The following is a 16,019-nucleotide window of genomic DNA, read 5'->3' as shown; positions in this document are numbered from 1 at the left end:
TCCAATAAAAAAAGATGCTTCGCGAGGAAACATCTTTTTTTATTCACTTATTCGAATTTTAACGCATCGCCTTCGAACGATTCATCTGCTACTTTGATTGAATCCGTCGGGCAACCTTCGAATGCATCAATCATATCGTCGAATAATGCTTCTGGAATTTCGGCAGTACCATTGTTATCATCAAGAATGACATACGCCAAACCCTCATCATCATAATCATAGATATCTGGTGCCGCTGCTCCACAAGCACCACAAGCGATGCAAGTATCTTTGTCGACAATCGTAAATTTAGCCATTGAACGGTCTCCTCTCTATACGAAAACATTATTGAAACACGCTGTTCTCATCTATATGTCATTGTATCGGACTCATCGGTGCATTTCAATGACGAAGCACAAGTGACAGCAGAAAATGTATATATCATCACATGCCCGCAAACGGCCTCTCTAAAACGTAACGGTGAAACAGGAATAGCATATCATCTTTGATTTGGAAACGACATACAACAGGAGGGAGCGTGACATATGGAAGTTTCTTTACTCGAGCGTATTTTTCTGGAATCGATCCAGCGCCTTCGAAATGAACGATCTGACCGCAGTCTTTATCATGTTTTTCAAGGAAAGAAATCAGCGACTTCTCTGCAAGATGCTCATTTTTATGATTTAGAGTCGGTATTCGGTACTGTATTAGTCAGTAAACAGCGATTCGAAACAATCTTGGCTGAACTTTCGCAGAAGAATTGGATTGAGCGGCAAGAGACACTGCGACTGACGTACGAAGGCGCGCAACTAGTAGAGCAAACGGATCGTGCGATCATTGATCAACTAGGTGGTGAACTTCGTGGTTATGCTGAGATGATGTGGAAACGACTCAGCCTTTTGGTTCAAACGATGGTTTGTTTAGAAGCGAAACAGCCGTTTATTCCTGTGCAACAGGAAACCATCATCCGTGAATGGGTAAAAAGTGTTCTTCCGACCATCTCGAATCGAGCAGAATGGTTACATCATATGCACCAAGAGTTGATATTTCTCCTTGAGCGCTTACCAGAGCGAGAAGCGACATTAATCAGTTACCGCTTGTCTGGCGTGCAGGCAGGATGGTCTTATCCGCAATTAGCTCAAATGATGAAAACGGATATGGAGAGTGTTCAATACGAATTTACGATCGCTTGGCGAAAGTGCATCGATGACTTAGAAAAAACACCATTTCTAAAGCAAATAGGTGTTGATCTACACACGTCAAAAATGACCCAGTCTGCGCAAACGACATGGGAGTTATTACAACAGGGATTAACCGTTGAAGCGGTTGCGATCCGAAGACGATTAAAAAATAGTACGATGGAAGATCATCTCGTTGAGATTGCAATGTATGTTCCTTCGTTTCCACTGGATCATTTTGTTACGTTATCTCAGCAAGAAGAGGTTCGACAGATTGCACAGCGACTCGGAACCTACGCGCTGAAACGGATCAAGAGTGAGATGCAATCCGAGATATCTTATTTTCAGATTCGATTGGTATTAGCACGTAGCAAATGGGAGGGGATTTAATGGAAGCGTTATTGCATCGTCATTTTGGCTACGAAGCATTTCGACCTGGACAACGCCAAATCATCGATTCCATCCTAAACGGAACAGATACACTAGCAATTTTGCCGACTGGTGGAGGAAAGTCTGTCTGTTATCAATTTCCGTCTTATGTACAAAATGAAGGACTAACGTTGATTTTGTCTCCGTTACTCTCGTTGATTGAAGACCAGGTCATGCAAATCAAGCGCAGAGGGGAGCGATCTGTCGCTAAATTAACTTCTGTCGAGACACGAGAAGAGAAGGAGCAGATCTTATCTGTACTCGAACATCTACGATATCTTTACTTATCACCGGAGCAACTGGCGCTGCCACAGATTCGGGCTCGGCTAAAACAGATCAATATCGCGCTCTTCGTCGTCGATGAGGCGCATTGTATCTCCCAATGGGGACACGAATTTCGACCGGAGTATGCAAGACTTGGTCACATTCGACAAGAACTTGGCCTTCCACCATGTCTTGCCTTAACGGCAACAGCGACGCGTGCTGTTGAGCAAGATATTCAAACACAACTGCGTATGCATGAGCCACAAATCATCCGTCGTTCTGTCAACCGACCAGAAATCCAATATGTTGTCGATCGCGTTGATCGAGAAGAAAAGGATGCGGCAGTCAATCGGTGGATGGAACGCATCGTTCGCCCATGCGTCATCTATACGACAACCCGTAAAGAAGCGGAACGAATTGCTGAAATCATTGACGGCGCGACCTATTATCATGCTGGGTTGACGATAGAAGATCGCCAGCTTGTTCAACAACAGTTTCTTCATGATGAGATTGATTGTCTCGTGTGTACGAGTGCGTTCGGAATGGGTGTCGATAAAGGTAACGTCCGTACGGTCATTCACTATACGATGCCTGCGACGATCGAAGCTTACATGCAGGAAGTCGGACGTGCCGGACGTGACGGTAAAGAGGCGACTGCGATCTTACTCTACGCTACTCAAGATGAACAACTACAAACGTACTTGATCGACACGCAATATGCGCCCGTCTTGTGGATCGATCAATTGCAACAAGGAATGAATCAAGGCGAATCCTATGCCAAGATGGAAAGTCGTTTTCGTTTTAATCCGGAAGATCCGGCATACCGCTTACTTAAATCACAACTCGAGAATGGGTGGTCGAAGGAACGCATCATCCAGTGGCAAACAGAACGTAAACAATTGAAACGACAAGAGATCAAACAGATGATGGACTACGTTCACCGGAACGAATGTCGCCGTTCGATGTTGTTGCATCATTTTGATGAGCAGGCAATCGTACAACCACGTTGTTGTGATATATGTGGAACGATTGAGTGGGAAAATCCAGTGCAGAGAAGGACGCATCAACCGGTAGATTGGAAATTGCGTTTAGAACAAGTCTTTTTTTCATCACCAGATTCGGTGTAAACTAGACAATATCCTTATATTTTTTAAGAAAAGGTGATGAACATTGAGTAAACAAGATCAGAGACGGTTGCATCAGAACGAAGAGGGGCAGTCACTTCCACCGCGTTCTTCGCGTATCGAACACGTTCGAAACGAGCGATTAAAACAACCATTTCGAAAAAATCCGTTAGCAATCACGTTGACGGTGCTCATGATCACGATCATCATCGCCTTCGTCTCCATCGGTTTCATGATGTAAGGGCACATTGTGAACGGAGATTTTTTTCCTTTCAGCGTATACTAGAAAGGAAGGGGAAGGAGGCACGATGCATGGATCGTGGGAAATATAATATCAAAGCAGTCGCTGCGTTAGTGGGACTCAACCCGACGACCATTCGTGCTTGGGAGCGGAGATATCAGGTGCTCGATCCGGATCGAAGTGAATCCGGACATCGCATCTATAGTGATAACGATGTCGCGAAATTACGCTGGATCGTCGATAAACAAAAAGAGGGGTTATCTGTCTCTAAAGCAATCCAGTTGTATGAGATGCCTGTCAATCGGGCTGAAGTACCGCACGATTACGGAGTCGAACTGCGAGATCAGTTATTTCAGGCATTGACGAACTTTGAAGAACGACATGCGCATGACATCATGAATAAAGCATTCTCGATGTTTAGCTTCGATAAAGTCATTCAGGACATCGTCGGTCCACTTTTGCATGAGATCGGAGTGAAGTGGGAGTCGGGTGAGATCACGATTGCGCATGAGCATTTTGCGACGGCATTTCTGAGAGCTCGCCTTTCGACATTGTCGTTACAGATGCCGATCAATCCATTTTTACCGCGAATCGTCTGTGTCTGCGCGCCGGAAGAAGAACACGAACTTGGGCTACTTTTCTTCACGCTTTACTTACGTCAATCTGGATTTGATGTCATTTTCCTCGGTTCCGGTATACCGGTTCAGGACTTAGTGACGGTCACACACCAGCTGCAACCGAAAGCCGTTATTCTTTCCTGCACGTTATCGGATCATTTACCGTTGCTCGATGAAGCGCTGGCACGTTTGATGGCTGATTTTCCGGATCTTGAGATTGGTCTTGGAGGTTATGCGGTCGATCAGCTGCCGGAACGGTATGGTCCACATTTACTTGGTGCAGACGATCAATCTTGGAAAAGTTGGTTAAGTCGACTCACTCCGACAACTGGTGTATAGTATGATTCATAGCGAACGGAGACATCAGGTTTCCGGTTTTGACTGGAGGAGTCTATATGAGGTTTGAACAAATGAAACAAGGACACCTTCGTGTCTTCATCACAAAGCAGGAGTTATCGCTTCACGACGTTCGACCAGAAACGTTGGCTGTCGGGAAGGGACAAGCTTTATTGCGTAATCTATTAGAAGAAGCCGAATCGAATTTTGGTTTTCAAGCAGCGGGAACACTCGAATTTTTCGTTACATTCTTTCCGAATGACGGGATGCTCGTTGATGTACGTCGTGAAGGCGATTTGCCAGAAGAGATGAACGAGGAGTTCGATCAAGTCGAAATTCGTATGACAGTTGATATCGTCCATCACGTCTTATATGCTCTACAATCGCTAGAAGACGTCATTCAAGCGAGTCATGGATTATTGCGACATATGCCTCGTACAGAGACAGGTGGTAGCCTCTACTTCTTCGAGGGAAGCTATTATCTCTATTTCCAAGAACGAATGAATGAGGCGCTCGAGCAGACGGTGACGACGATTTTATCTGAATACGGTGAACCGAGCCCGAAAAGTCCACTTGTCATGGCGGAGTATGGGAAAACGATTCAGGCGGAACATGCCGTCGCAACGATAGCTGAACAGTTTAATATGTAAAACATCAGGTGCGACATTCCCTCATAGGGGGATGCCGCACCTTTTTGTCTTCTGCTGGAAGTGGCACCATTTTGTATTTTTTCATCGTCAGAAGGATGGTATGATAATCATTGAACGTAAGAAGAAGGAGTGAAGTAGGATGAAAGTGGCAGTATTATACGGTGGGACTTCAGGAGAACGGGAGGTTTCATTAAACAGTGGAAAGTCGATCATGGAAGCATTAAACAGTAAAGGGCATGAGGTCACGGCTGTTGATTTCCACCCTGATCAAGCGCATGAACTCTTCCAGCTGGATGTAGATGTGGCTGTCATCGCTCTTCACGGGAAAATTGGTGAAGATGGACGCGTACAAGCATTGCTTGAACTGGCAGACATTCCATATACAGGTTCAGGTGTGTTAGCGTCAGCGCTAGCGATGGATAAGGCACGTTCGAAAGTTCACTTTGATAAAGCAGGCATTACGATCGCCCGTGATGTGCTGTTAGAGCGTGGAGATGATATCGAAGCAAAAATCGTAGAGTGGAATGGTCAATTTCCTTGTGTCGTCAAACCAGCACAAGAAGGCTCATCAAACGGATTGACGATTGCTCAAGATGAGACGATGTTACGTGAAGGAATCGCTAAAGCCTTTAAAGCGGACGATGCAGTGCTTGTCGAACAGTTCATTAAAGGGCGTGAAGTGACAGTCCCTGTCGTCGGTCATAAAGGTGCAGAAAAAGCACTGCCGGTCATCGAAATCATTCCGAAGAACGCCTTTTATGACTATGAATCAAAGTATGCCATCGGAGGTTCGGAGCATATTTGTCCTGCTGAGCTGGATGAGACAACGACAGAAAAACTTCAAGAATGGGCTGTTAAAGCGCACCAAGTCCTTGGCTGTGCAGGATACTCGCGATCTGATTTCCTAGTACCGGAATCCGGAAATCCAGTCATCTTGGAGACGAATACACTTCCTGGTATGACTTCGACCAGTTTATTCCCGGACGGTGCACGAGCAGTGGGAATCGAATATCCGGAATTGGTTGAATATTTCATGGAACTGGCGATCGAACGACATCGTCAAACAAAACAACCAAATCAATGATATCCTAGGAAAAGAAGTGAGAAAGCGCTTACAAATATAGGCGTAACCCCTTTCATTACGTTCGAGAAAAGAGTATACTTTATCCGAACAAGGAAACGGCATAGGGGATGCCACTTATGGGGAGGAACGTTGGAATGATCACTGACCAACAACATGCGAATCACCGCAAGAACGTACTGGAAGCGACACAAGAAATCGTCAAGGAGGCACTAGGGAAACTTGGTTATCCAGACGAGATGTACGAATTACTTAAAGAACCACTCCGGATGTTGACAGTCCGGATTCCGGTACGGATGGATGATGGTTCGACGAAAATCTTCACAGGATATCGTGCGCAACATAACGATGCCGTTGGACCAACGAAAGGTGGGATTCGTTTCCACCCGAACGTGACGGAAATCGAAGTCAAAGCATTATCCGTCTGGATGAGTCTGAAGGCAGGTATCGTTGACTTACCATACGGCGGCGGTAAAGGCGGAATCATCTGTGATCCACGTGAGATGAGCTTCCGTGAAATCGAACGTCTCAGCCGTGGATATGTCCGTGCTATCAGTCAAATCGTTGGACCGACGAAGGATATTCCAGCACCTGACGTCTTCACGAACTCGCAAATCATGGCATGGATGATGGACGAATACAGTCGAATCGATGAATTCAACTCACCTGGTTTCATTACAGGGAAACCGCTCGTCCTCGGTGGCTCACACGGTCGTGAGACAGCGACAGCGAAAGGTGTCGCAATCATGATTCGGGAAGCGGCAGCGAAGAAAGGCATCTCGCTTGAAGGCGCACGTGTCGTCGTTCAAGGATTCGGCAACGCCGGAAGTTTCTTATCGAAATTCATGTATGATTTAGGTGCAAAAGTCATCGCGATCAGTGATGCGTACGGAGCACTCCATGATCCAAACGGTCTCGATATTCCATACCTACTCGACCGTCGTGACTCGTTCGGTACCGTGACGACATTGTTCAAAAATACGATCTCGAATAAAGAATTGCTTGAACTTGAATGTGATATTCTTGTTCCGGCAGCAATCGAGAATCAAATCACAGAAGACAATGCGCACGATATCAAAGCAGCGATCGTCGTTGAAGCGGCTAACGGTCCGACGACGAACGAGGCGACGAAAATTCTCGCTGAACGTGACATCCTGATCGTTCCGGATGTTCTTGCTTCGAGTGGTGGCGTAACGGTCTCTTACTTCGAATGGGTTCAAAACAACCAAGGGTATTACTGGACGGAAGAGGAAGTACACGAGAAACTTGAAAAAGTACTCGTGAACTCGTTCAACCAAGTCTATCAGACAGCGCAGACGCGTAATGTCGACATGCGACTTGCCGCTTATATGGTAGGTGTCCGGAAGATGGCGGAAGCATCTCGTTTCCGTGGTTGGGTCTAATATGATAATGAACGTCCGCTTCTTCTTTGCGAGGAGCGGGCGTTTTGCATTGCAATTTCTTTCGTCTATGGTAGAGATTTGCTAAGATATAAAAAAAGCAACCGGAAGAGGAGATATTCGAATGTTAGATTGTATCGTAATTGGTGCAGGCCCATGTGGGTTATCGGCAGCGATCGAAATGCAAGATCGGGGACTAGACGTCGAAGTACTCGAAAAGGGAAATATCGTCGAAGCGATCTATCGTTATCCGACGCATCAAACGTTCTTTTCAAGTAGTGAGAAGTTAGAAATTGGTGGTATACCGTTCATCAATAAAGAATTAAAACCGCGACGTCTCGACGCGCTCGTCTATTATCGAGAAGTCGTCAAACGAAAACAATTGACGATTCGTCCGTTTGAGACGGTCGAGCGGATTGAACGTCAAGCGGATCATTTTATCATCCACTCGGAGCGTTCCGGGGAAAAAAGAAGCCGAGAAGCTCGCTCCGTCGTGCTTGCGACAGGTTATTATGGTTTACCGAACCGAATGGATGTTCCTGGAGAGGAATTACCTCATGTCTCGCACTACTTTACGGAAGGACATCCGTATTTTGATCAAGATGTCGTCGTTATCGGTGGGAAAAATTCGAGCGTTGATGCAGCGATTGAACTTGAAAAAGCGGGAGCACGTGTGACCGTCCTTTACCGTGGACCGGAGTATAGTCCATCCATCAAGCCATGGGTGTTGCCGAACTTCGAATCTCTCGTTCGTTCGGAAAAGGTCAAGATGATTTTTGGAGCGTCAATCGAAGAAATTACGGAGCAAGAGGTGGTTTATCAAATAGATGGACATAAACAGACCGTCCGTGCTGATTTTGTTTTTGCGATGACAGGTTACACACCCGATGTCGGATTGTTCGCTGATACAGGCATTACGATTGATCGTAAAACAGGTATTCCAAGTCACGACGAAGAGACGATGGAATCGAATGTCCCGGGCATCTATATCGCAGGTGTCGTCGCAGCAGGATATGATGCCAATAAAATATTCATTGAAAATGGACGTTTTCACGGTGCAAACATTGCCAACCATCTCGTTGAACGGCTACGTGGTGCATCGATACAAGCATAAACAAAACCTCTTGATTTGGAAGATGAATTTCCGAATCAAGAGGTTTTTTTCATTTATTCAACGCGGAATGATTCTTCGAGTTCTAGTTGTGAAGCATCGATTTCGAGTTCGACCATCAGTTTAAGCCGCGCTTTTTGTGAATTCAGTCCATTCGAGAAAATGACGCCGAGTTCTTTTAATTGTTGTCCACCACCCGTATATCCGTAGACGTCTTGAACGATTCCGTTGAAGCAACGGCTGACGATGACGATCGGCATGACGGTAATCAATTCAGCGATGGCATCCACGATACTTGGTGGTACATTTCCTTGACCGAGGACTTCAAGGACGAGTCCATCATAACCGAGTTGTTTCACAGCAAGTAATAGGTCGGGTTCCATACCGGCATAGACTTTAAGAACGGCGACCCGTTTTGAGAGCGAAGTCACCATATGTGTTTGTTTCAAGAGCGGTGTATTGAATAAGTAGACATGATCCTTCGTTACCATCCCAAGATTTCCGAAATGAACGGATTTGAATGTATCGACGGATGACGTGTGCGTTTTTGTGACGTTGAATGCCGAATGGATTTCCCCGTTGAAGACGACGAGGACACCTTTTCCGCGCGCAGCTTCACTGACAGCGACACGAAGTGCCGTAATCAGATTAAACTCACCATCGGATCCGACCTCATTAGAAGAACGCATGGCTCCTGTCAAAACGATTGGAACAGGTGCACCAAGCGTCAAATGTAAGAAATAAGCTGTCTCTTCCAGTGTGTCCGTTCCGTGAGTGATGACGACGCCGTCGTAATGTTCCTTCTTGAGCTCGCTCTCGATGAAATGGGCTAGACGCAACATGATGTCAGGTGTCATATGCGGAGAAGGTAAGTTTGCGAAGTGACGCGTCGTGATGTTGGCAATATCTGTTGCTCGCGGGAGTGAAGCGTCGAGTGGATTGATATCGTTTGGTAAGACATGACCAGAATGATCCTGAGCCATGGCAATCGTTCCACCCGTATGAATGAGTAATAATGATTTCATGCTAAAGGGTCCTTGTCTACAGACAGAAGACCTTCACCTACTTTCTATGACGGATTCGATTCGTTCTCCCATATTGTAACCTTTTTCCCTCTTGAAACAACGAGGACGTTTTCTTTTTTCCAAGAAACCTTTATTCTTATAAATGAGGAAGAAAGGGGGAGAGGAAGCGTGGTTCAAATCGTTTTCTCCGGAGTTGCCCCAGGCATCGCACTCCTAACTTATTTTTATCTACGTCACGAACATGAATCGGAGCCAGTCGGCTATATCCTTCGAAGTTTCATTTTCGGTATTTTACTCGTCTTTCCCTTGATGTTCATCGACTATATCGTCCAGACCGAATTTGGTGGGCGTGAAGAGGTGCAGTTGATTCGAACAGCTGTTACGGAAGAATTCGCCAAATGGTTTGTCGTCTTTTATACGGTCTATATCCATCAACGGTTTAATGATTATTACGACGGAATCATTTATGCGGTAGCCTGTTCACTTGGGTTCGCAACGCTTGAGAATATCTTATATCTGATGGTGAATGGAACAGTCGAACATATGCTGTTTCGGGCACTCTTACCCGTATCTGGTCATGCTTTGTTTGCGGTCATCATGGGATTCTTCATGGGGATGGCGAAATTCTCGCCTCATCCTTATCGCTGGTTGTCGCTCTCGATTGCGCTTCCGGTATTTGCGCATATCTTATTTAATTTGTTAATATTGGAAAATGGTGGTATATCTTTTTTGCCGATCGTCTTCATGGTCATCCTATGGACGATTGGATTATTTCAAGTACGAGGTGCCAATCGTTTAAATCGGCGATTTAAACGAAAAAAACAACATTCAGATGGCATCGAATAGAGAGTAGGAGCGAAATAGTATGATGGAAATCGGGGATTTGGTAATGCTTTCGAATAGTGAGGATCGACAAGGTCGCTCAAAGGTGACGGCTGTGACGAATCGATTGATTTGGATTGAAGCACCGAGCGAGGTCGCGACACTCAAAACATTCATCTTGTCAGAGCAAGAAGAAGTTTCATTTTATTTTTTTAAGGAGAAGGGCAAATTATTTGGATTTGATACGGTCGTCGTTGAACGACAAAATGATCCACTTCGCGGTCAACGATATGCTTTGAAACGACCGAAGGATGATCAAATCGAACGCATCCAACGACGTCAGTTCGTCCGAGTACCGCAAATACTCGATGTTGCTGTACACCCTCATAAAACGCAGTTCGAGCCGTTTACAACGGTGACGCTCGATCTATCGGCTGGAGGGATGATGATCTTGTCGGATCAATTACCGGTTCAAAAAGAGGAAGAGGTGGAAATGACATTCATTTTGCCTACAAGTGAGGGCATATCGAGTACGTTGGATGTCATCGCTGAACTCGTCCGAGTTGATCGGCGCGAAGAACGATATGAATTAGCATTTCAATTTACGATGATTCCCGACAGAAGTCGTGAACTTGTATTGCGTCACTGTTATCAAATGCAAATGAAAAGTTCAAGAAGGGGCATGAATCCATTCACCTAACCGCATTTTTTTGCTATGATAACGTTCGGAAGAATGAATCCCTATCAATCATAGGGAAGATGGAAGGATTGGATGGATGATGAAAAAGATTCAAATCGCTTTAGATGGACCAGCGGGTGCTGGAAAAAGTACGATCGCAAAACAATTGGCAGCGCGCCTTGACTATGTATATATCGATACAGGAGCGATGTACCGGGCCGTTACACTGGCAGCACTAGAACAATCGCTTGACCTCAACAATGGTGAAGTGCTCGGCGAATTGATGAAATCGCTTGATATTCGTTTAACACCAGGTGAAAACGGGCAACGTGTCTTTATTGGTGATCGCGAAGTGACGGATGCGATTCGCTCGATCGAAATCACGAATAATGTCTCGTTCGTCGCTCGCCAAAAAGAAGTTCGGGCTGCGCTCGTCACGGCACAGCGGAAATTAGCTGAACGCGGTGGGATCGTCATGGATGGACGTGATATCGGCACAGTCGTATTGCCGGATGCAGAATTAAAAGTCTTTTTGACGGCAACTGTGGAAGAGCGTGCAGCTCGAAGACACCGCGAAAATATCGCGCGTGGGATGGACAGCGACATCACGATTCTTCAAGAAGAGATCGCACTGCGTGATAAGCGCGACAGTGAGCGTGAAGTCTCGCCATTGCGCCAAGCTGACGATGCGCTATATCTCGATACGACAGAGATGACGATTGATGAAGTCGTCGTCCGATTGATGGAGCTAGCAGAGGGTGTCCTAAAATGAAACGTCAAGATACCATTTACCGGATTGCGCGGTTTGTCGTCTGGGTCATCGCGAAAACAGTCTTCCGATTGAAAGTGACAGGGCAAGAGAACATTCCAAAAGACGGTTCCTTACTCGTCTGTGCCAATCACAGTTCGAACTGGGACCCGGTCTTCCTCGTCAGTGCGATTCCGCCAAAACGTGCGGTACGTTACATGGCAAAAGAAGAACTGTTCAAAGTTCCTGCCTTAAAACAATTAATGATTGCGGCAGGAACATATCCTGTCGGTCGCGGTCAAGGAGATCGTCAAGCTTTGAAACGGACGATTGAACTATTGAATTCAGATGAGACGGTCGGTATTTTCCCAGAAGGAACGCGATCTGCGCCAGGTGAATTCACATCAGCACAACCAGGTGTCGGCTTCTTTGCCTTACGATCGAATGCTCAGATTTTACCGATTGCAATCATCGGATCATACCGCCCGTTCAAACGGATGCATGTTGCGATCGGGAAACCAGTTGATATTTCGGATTTACGTGATCAGCGGGGCGCAGCGAAATCGATTTCTGACCGAATCATGGACGAAATCAAATCCGTCTACTTCAATCACGCTTAATACCTTGACAAATAGTCAGAATTGTAAGAAGTTAGAAGCAGGATAAACGCATTGACATGTGTCAGGCGTTTCTTGTACTCATCGTGAGGAGGTTGTTTTGGAATGGTCGAAGAAATGAAAGATATGCCTGATTTTGAAATTCATCGGGACCAGGTAGTTACCGGAATGGTCGTGAAAATTGAAGACAAGCAAGCACTCATTGATATCGGATATAAAACAGAAGCCATCTTACCGATTAGCGAAGTATCGAGTCTTCATCTCGATGATATTCGCGGCGTGCTGAACGTCGGAGATGAACTACAAGTGAAGGTCAAGAAAATCACGGATGAAGAGGTTGTCGTCTCGAAACGAGAAATCGACGCGCTCAAAGCGTGGGAGCAAGTAGAAGAGAAGTATAAATCAGGTGAGATCTTTGAAGTTGTCGTCAAAGACATCGTCAAAGGTGGGCTCGTCGTTGATATCGGTGTCCGCGGATTCATTCCGGCGTCACTCGTCGAACGGCATTATGTCGAGGATTTCTCGGATTACATCGGTCGTTCGATCGAAGTCAAGGTCGTTGAACTCGATCAAGAGAAGAACCGTGTCATTCTCTCGCACAAAGCTGTCGTTGAAGGCGAATTGAACGCGAAGAAAAAAGAGACACTCGAAAATTTAGAAGTAGGTCAAATCCTCGAAGGTACAGTCCAACGTTTAACAGACTTTGGTGCTTTCGTTGATATCGGTGGCGTTGACGGTCTCGTTCATATTTCGGAGATGGCACACCACCGTGTCGAACGTCCTTCGGATATCGTCACGGAAGGTCAAAAAGTCGAAGTCAAAGTACTTGGTGTCGACCGTGATACGGAAAAGGTCAAGTTATCGATCAAGGAAACACAACCTGGTCCATGGCAACAGATGGAAGGGAAGATCGAAGCTGGCGATATCGTCAAAGGACGTGTACGTCGTCTCGTCCAATTCGGTGCTTTCATCGAACTTGCGCCGCAAGTAGAAGGACTTTTGCACATTTCGCAAATCGCGAACCGTCACATCGGTTCACCTTCGGAAGTACTCGAAGAAGGTCAGGAAATCGAGGCGAAAGTACTCGAAGTACGTCTTGATGAGCATAAGATTTCGCTATCAACACGTGTCCTTGAAGAGGAAGAATCATTCGCTGACGATTATTCGGATTATACGAATCAATCAGAAGGATTCTCGGTCGCTGACTTGACTGAGGACGATTCTGATAAGAAAGAATAAGCAATGACACAAAGCGGACACAAGCGTGTCCGCTTTTTATATGCGGTTTGTTATGGTATATGACAGTTTGATTTGATACAATAGAACGGCTATGAAGCGAGAGAAGAGAAAGAAGGTGTTGGGATGGCAATTCCAGTCGTGGCGATCGTAGGTCGCCCAAATATCGGAAAGTCGACGATTTTTAACCGGGTGATTGGAGATCGGGTTTCAATCGTAGAAGACAAGCCAGGCGTTACCCGCGACCGTATTTACGGAACTGGAGAATGGCTGAATCGTCATTTTCATTTGATTGATACAGGTGGAATCGAAGTCGGGGATGAGCCCCTACTTCAAATGATGCGTCATCAGGCGGAGCTCGCCATTGATGAAGCGGATGTCATCATTTTCATGGTGAACGGACGCGAAGGAATCACAGCAGCGGATGAGGAAGTCGCGAACATGTTATTCCGTTCGAACAAACCAGTCGTCGTAGCTGTCAACAAAGTCGATAACTTTGAAATGCGTGATTTAATGTATGAATTTTACTCCCTTGGATTCGGAGACTTGTTCCCGATTTCTGGTACACATGGTCTTGGCCTAGGTGACTTACTCGACCGTGTCCTTGAACTCGCACCAGATAAAGAAGAATTAGAATATGACGAAAGCACGATCAAGTTTGCCTTGATTGGTCGTCCGAACGTCGGGAAATCAAGTATGACGAACTCGATTCTCGGTGAAGAACGTGTCATCGTCTCAAACATCGCTGGTACGACACGCGATGCGATCGATACACCGTTTACGCGAGATGAGCAAGAATACGTCATCATCGATACGGCCGGGATGCGAAAACGCGGGAAAGTCTATGAATCAACAGAACGTTTTAGCGTCATGCGTGCTCAAAAAGCAATCGAACGGGCAGATGTCGTCTGTGTCGTGCTTGATGGCGAAGAAGGCATTATCGAGCAAGATAAAAAAGTGGCGGGATATGCTCACGAAGCAGGTCGCGCGGTCATCATTGTCGTCAATAAATGGGATGCTGTCGAAAAAGATGATAAGACGATGAAAAAGATGCAAGAAGAGATTCGGGAAGAATTCCGTTTCCTTGACTATGCACCCATCGTCTTCGTCTCAGCGAAAACAAAACGTCGTTTGCAGACGTTGTTACCGGTCATTCAACAAGCAGCGCACAGCCATGCGCAACGGATTCAGACAAGCGTCTTGAACGATGTCATCGTTGACGCTGTCGCGATGAACCCGGCGCCGACGGATAAAGGGGTTCGTCTTCGGATCAACTATGCGACTCAAGTCGCGTCACGTCCGCCAACGTTCGTCTTGTTCGTCAATGATCCAGAATTGCTGCACTTCTCTTATAAACGATATCTTGAGAATCGGATTCGGGAAGCATTTGATTTTACAGGTACACCAATCCGGATTTTAGCTCGTCAAAAACAATAATGGGGTGAGTCAGTATGACCAAAATCGCTGTCATCGGAGCGGGAAGCTGGGGAACGGCGCTCTCGCTCGTCCTAGCCGATAATGATCGGGAAGTCATGCTTTACGGTCGTGAACAAACAACTGTCGACCGCATCAATGAACATCATGAAAACGCGCAATTTTTGCCGGGTGTCATGTTACCACAATCATTGAAGGCGACGACGGATCTTAAAGTGGCGGTTGAAGGCGCAACACACATCTTGATCGTCACACCATCCTCTGCGATTCGTTCGGTTTCCCGACAATTGAATGAATTGTTGACGGAACCAGTCGTTCTGATTCATGCGTCAAAAGGAATCGAGCCAAAGACCCATCTTCGGTTGTCAGAATTAATCGAAGCAGAGGTCGATCCTGCGAAACGCAAGGCGGTTTGTGTCTTGACGGGTCCATCGCATGCCGAAGAGGTCGCGTTACGTAAACCAACGACAGTGACCATCGCATCGGATGATTTAGAAGAGGCTGGTCGTGTACAGGAGCTGTTTACGAATGAAAACTTCCGTGTCTATCTGAATGCGGATATCATTGGAGCTGAGCTCGGTGGGGCGCTCAAAAATATCATTGCGCTTGCCGCAGGTATGACGGATGGTCTCGGTTACGGGGACAATGCCAAAGCAGCATTGATTACGCGTGGAATGGTCGAAATCGCACGTCTCGGTACGATGCTTGGAGCTAACCCGATGACGTTCACTGGATTGACAGGAATGGGTGACTTGATCGTTACTTGTACATCGGTTCATAGTCGAAATTGGCGTGCGGGGAATGCCATCGGTCGCGGCGAAAAATTAGAGACGGTGCTAGAAAACATGGGAATGGTCGTCGAAGGTGTTCGCGCGACTCAAGCGGCATATGATTTGGCGGAGACGAAACAGTGTGAACTCCCAATCACTTCCGCCCTCTACCATGTTCTCTTTGACGGTCATACACCGGAAGAAGAAGTCAAAAAGTTGATGCAACGACCACAGAAAAATGAGATCGAGCATCTCTTCACGACGAAAGATTAACGGAG

General features: G+C 46.2%; 17 protein-coding genes. 15 read left to right on the top strand and 2 right to left on the bottom strand.

Annotated elements, in window-relative coordinates:
* Positions 1-47: 47 nt before the first annotated feature.
* On the bottom strand, positions 48-296 hold the full coding sequence (locus B4C70_RS05030) for a ferredoxin (RefSeq protein ID WP_029342027.1): 249 nt from the start codon (positions 294-296) through the stop codon (positions 48-50).
* 228 nt (positions 297-524) lie between these two features.
* Here B4C70_RS05030 and B4C70_RS05025 point away from each other — a divergent pair, with 228 nt between their 5' ends.
* The 8 genes from B4C70_RS05025 to B4C70_RS04990 all read left to right on the top strand — a co-directional run bounded on the left by B4C70_RS05025 (position 525) and on the right by B4C70_RS04990 (position 8,413).
* Positions 525-1,547 (top strand): helix-turn-helix domain-containing protein, encoded by a 1,023-nt coding sequence (locus B4C70_RS05025; RefSeq protein WP_290777321.1) that lies wholly within the window; start codon positions 525-527, stop codon positions 1,545-1,547.
* Positions 1,547-2,977, top strand: a complete 1,431-nt coding sequence (locus tag B4C70_RS05020; RefSeq protein ID WP_290777319.1) for a RecQ family ATP-dependent DNA helicase — start codon at positions 1,547-1,549, stop codon at positions 2,975-2,977. The genes B4C70_RS05025 and B4C70_RS05020 overlap by 1 nt, the downstream gene beginning before the upstream one ends.
* A gap of 43 nt (positions 2,978-3,020) precedes the next feature.
* Positions 3,021-3,215 carry a hypothetical protein gene (locus tag B4C70_RS05015; protein ID WP_152995552.1) on the top strand — a complete coding sequence of 65 codons (195 nt, stop codon included), beginning with the start codon at positions 3,021-3,023 and terminating at the stop codon, positions 3,213-3,215.
* Positions 3,216-3,286: 71 nt separating this feature from the next.
* Positions 3,287-4,171 (top strand): MerR family transcriptional regulator, encoded by an 885-nt coding sequence (locus B4C70_RS05010; protein ID WP_195864802.1) that lies wholly within the window; start codon positions 3,287-3,289, stop codon positions 4,169-4,171.
* Between the two features lie 56 nt (positions 4,172-4,227).
* Positions 4,228-4,818, top strand: a complete 591-nt coding sequence (locus tag B4C70_RS05005) for an adaptor protein MecA (protein WP_195864803.1) — start codon at positions 4,228-4,230, stop codon at positions 4,816-4,818.
* Positions 4,819-4,957: 139 nt separating this feature from the next.
* Positions 4,958-5,902, top strand: a complete 945-nt coding sequence (locus B4C70_RS05000) for a D-alanine--D-alanine ligase (RefSeq protein WP_290777315.1) — start codon at positions 4,958-4,960, stop codon at positions 5,900-5,902.
* Positions 5,903-6,036: 134 nt separating this feature from the next.
* Positions 6,037-7,302 carry a Glu/Leu/Phe/Val family dehydrogenase gene (locus B4C70_RS04995; protein ID WP_290777313.1) on the top strand — a complete coding sequence of 422 codons (1,266 nt, stop codon included), beginning with the start codon at positions 6,037-6,039 and terminating at the stop codon, positions 7,300-7,302.
* 121 nt (positions 7,303-7,423) lie between these two features.
* The gene (locus tag B4C70_RS04990; RefSeq protein WP_290777311.1) at positions 7,424-8,413 is read left to right on the top strand and encodes a YpdA family putative bacillithiol disulfide reductase; all 990 of its coding nucleotides are present in this window, start codon (positions 7,424-7,426) and stop codon (positions 8,411-8,413) included.
* 53 nt (positions 8,414-8,466) lie between these two features.
* Here B4C70_RS04990 and B4C70_RS04985 read toward each other — a convergent pair whose 3' ends face one another.
* The gene (locus B4C70_RS04985) at positions 8,467-9,435 is read right to left on the bottom strand and encodes an asparaginase (RefSeq protein WP_195864806.1); all 969 of its coding nucleotides are present in this window, start codon (positions 9,433-9,435) and stop codon (positions 8,467-8,469) included.
* 168 nt (positions 9,436-9,603) lie between these two features.
* Here B4C70_RS04985 and prsW point away from each other — a divergent pair, with 168 nt between their 5' ends.
* From prsW to B4C70_RS04950, 7 genes are all read left to right on the top strand, one after another.
* Positions 9,604-10,281 carry a glutamic-type intramembrane protease PrsW gene (prsW, locus tag B4C70_RS04980; protein WP_023468651.1) on the top strand — a complete coding sequence of 226 codons (678 nt, stop codon included), beginning with the start codon at positions 9,604-9,606 and terminating at the stop codon, positions 10,279-10,281.
* Positions 10,282-10,300: 19 nt separating this feature from the next.
* Positions 10,301-10,957 carry a flagellar brake protein gene (locus B4C70_RS04975; protein ID WP_214723564.1) on the top strand — a complete coding sequence of 219 codons (657 nt, stop codon included), beginning with the start codon at positions 10,301-10,303 and terminating at the stop codon, positions 10,955-10,957.
* Positions 10,958-11,033: 76 nt separating this feature from the next.
* A complete protein-coding gene (cmk, locus tag B4C70_RS04970; protein ID WP_050677444.1) occupies positions 11,034-11,708 on the top strand; it encodes a (d)CMP kinase in 675 nt (224 codons plus the stop codon).
* Positions 11,705-12,304 carry a lysophospholipid acyltransferase family protein gene (locus tag B4C70_RS04965; protein ID WP_290777307.1) on the top strand — a complete coding sequence of 200 codons (600 nt, stop codon included), beginning with the start codon at positions 11,705-11,707 and terminating at the stop codon, positions 12,302-12,304. The genes cmk and B4C70_RS04965 overlap by 4 nt, the downstream gene beginning before the upstream one ends.
* Positions 12,305-12,406: 102 nt before the next feature.
* The gene (gene rpsA, locus B4C70_RS04960) at positions 12,407-13,540 is read left to right on the top strand and encodes a 30S ribosomal protein S1 (RefSeq protein ID WP_290777305.1); all 1,134 of its coding nucleotides are present in this window, start codon (positions 12,407-12,409) and stop codon (positions 13,538-13,540) included.
* 123 nt (positions 13,541-13,663) lie between these two features.
* Entirely contained in the window at positions 13,664-14,974 is a 1,311-nt protein-coding gene (gene der, locus B4C70_RS04955) for a ribosome biogenesis GTPase Der (RefSeq protein ID WP_029342014.1), read from the top strand.
* 14 nt (positions 14,975-14,988) lie between these two features.
* On the top strand, positions 14,989-16,014 hold the full coding sequence (locus B4C70_RS04950; RefSeq protein WP_290777303.1) for an NAD(P)H-dependent glycerol-3-phosphate dehydrogenase: 1,026 nt from the start codon (positions 14,989-14,991) through the stop codon (positions 16,012-16,014).
* Positions 16,015-16,019: the final 5 nt, after the last annotated feature.

The organism is Exiguobacterium sp. UBA5002, assembly GCF_002396765.1.
GTDB lineage: Bacteria > Bacillota > Bacilli > Exiguobacteriales > Exiguobacteriaceae > Exiguobacterium_A.
Note: the sequence above shows the minus strand (reverse complement) of the source record. Positions and strands in the feature narration are given on the sequence as shown.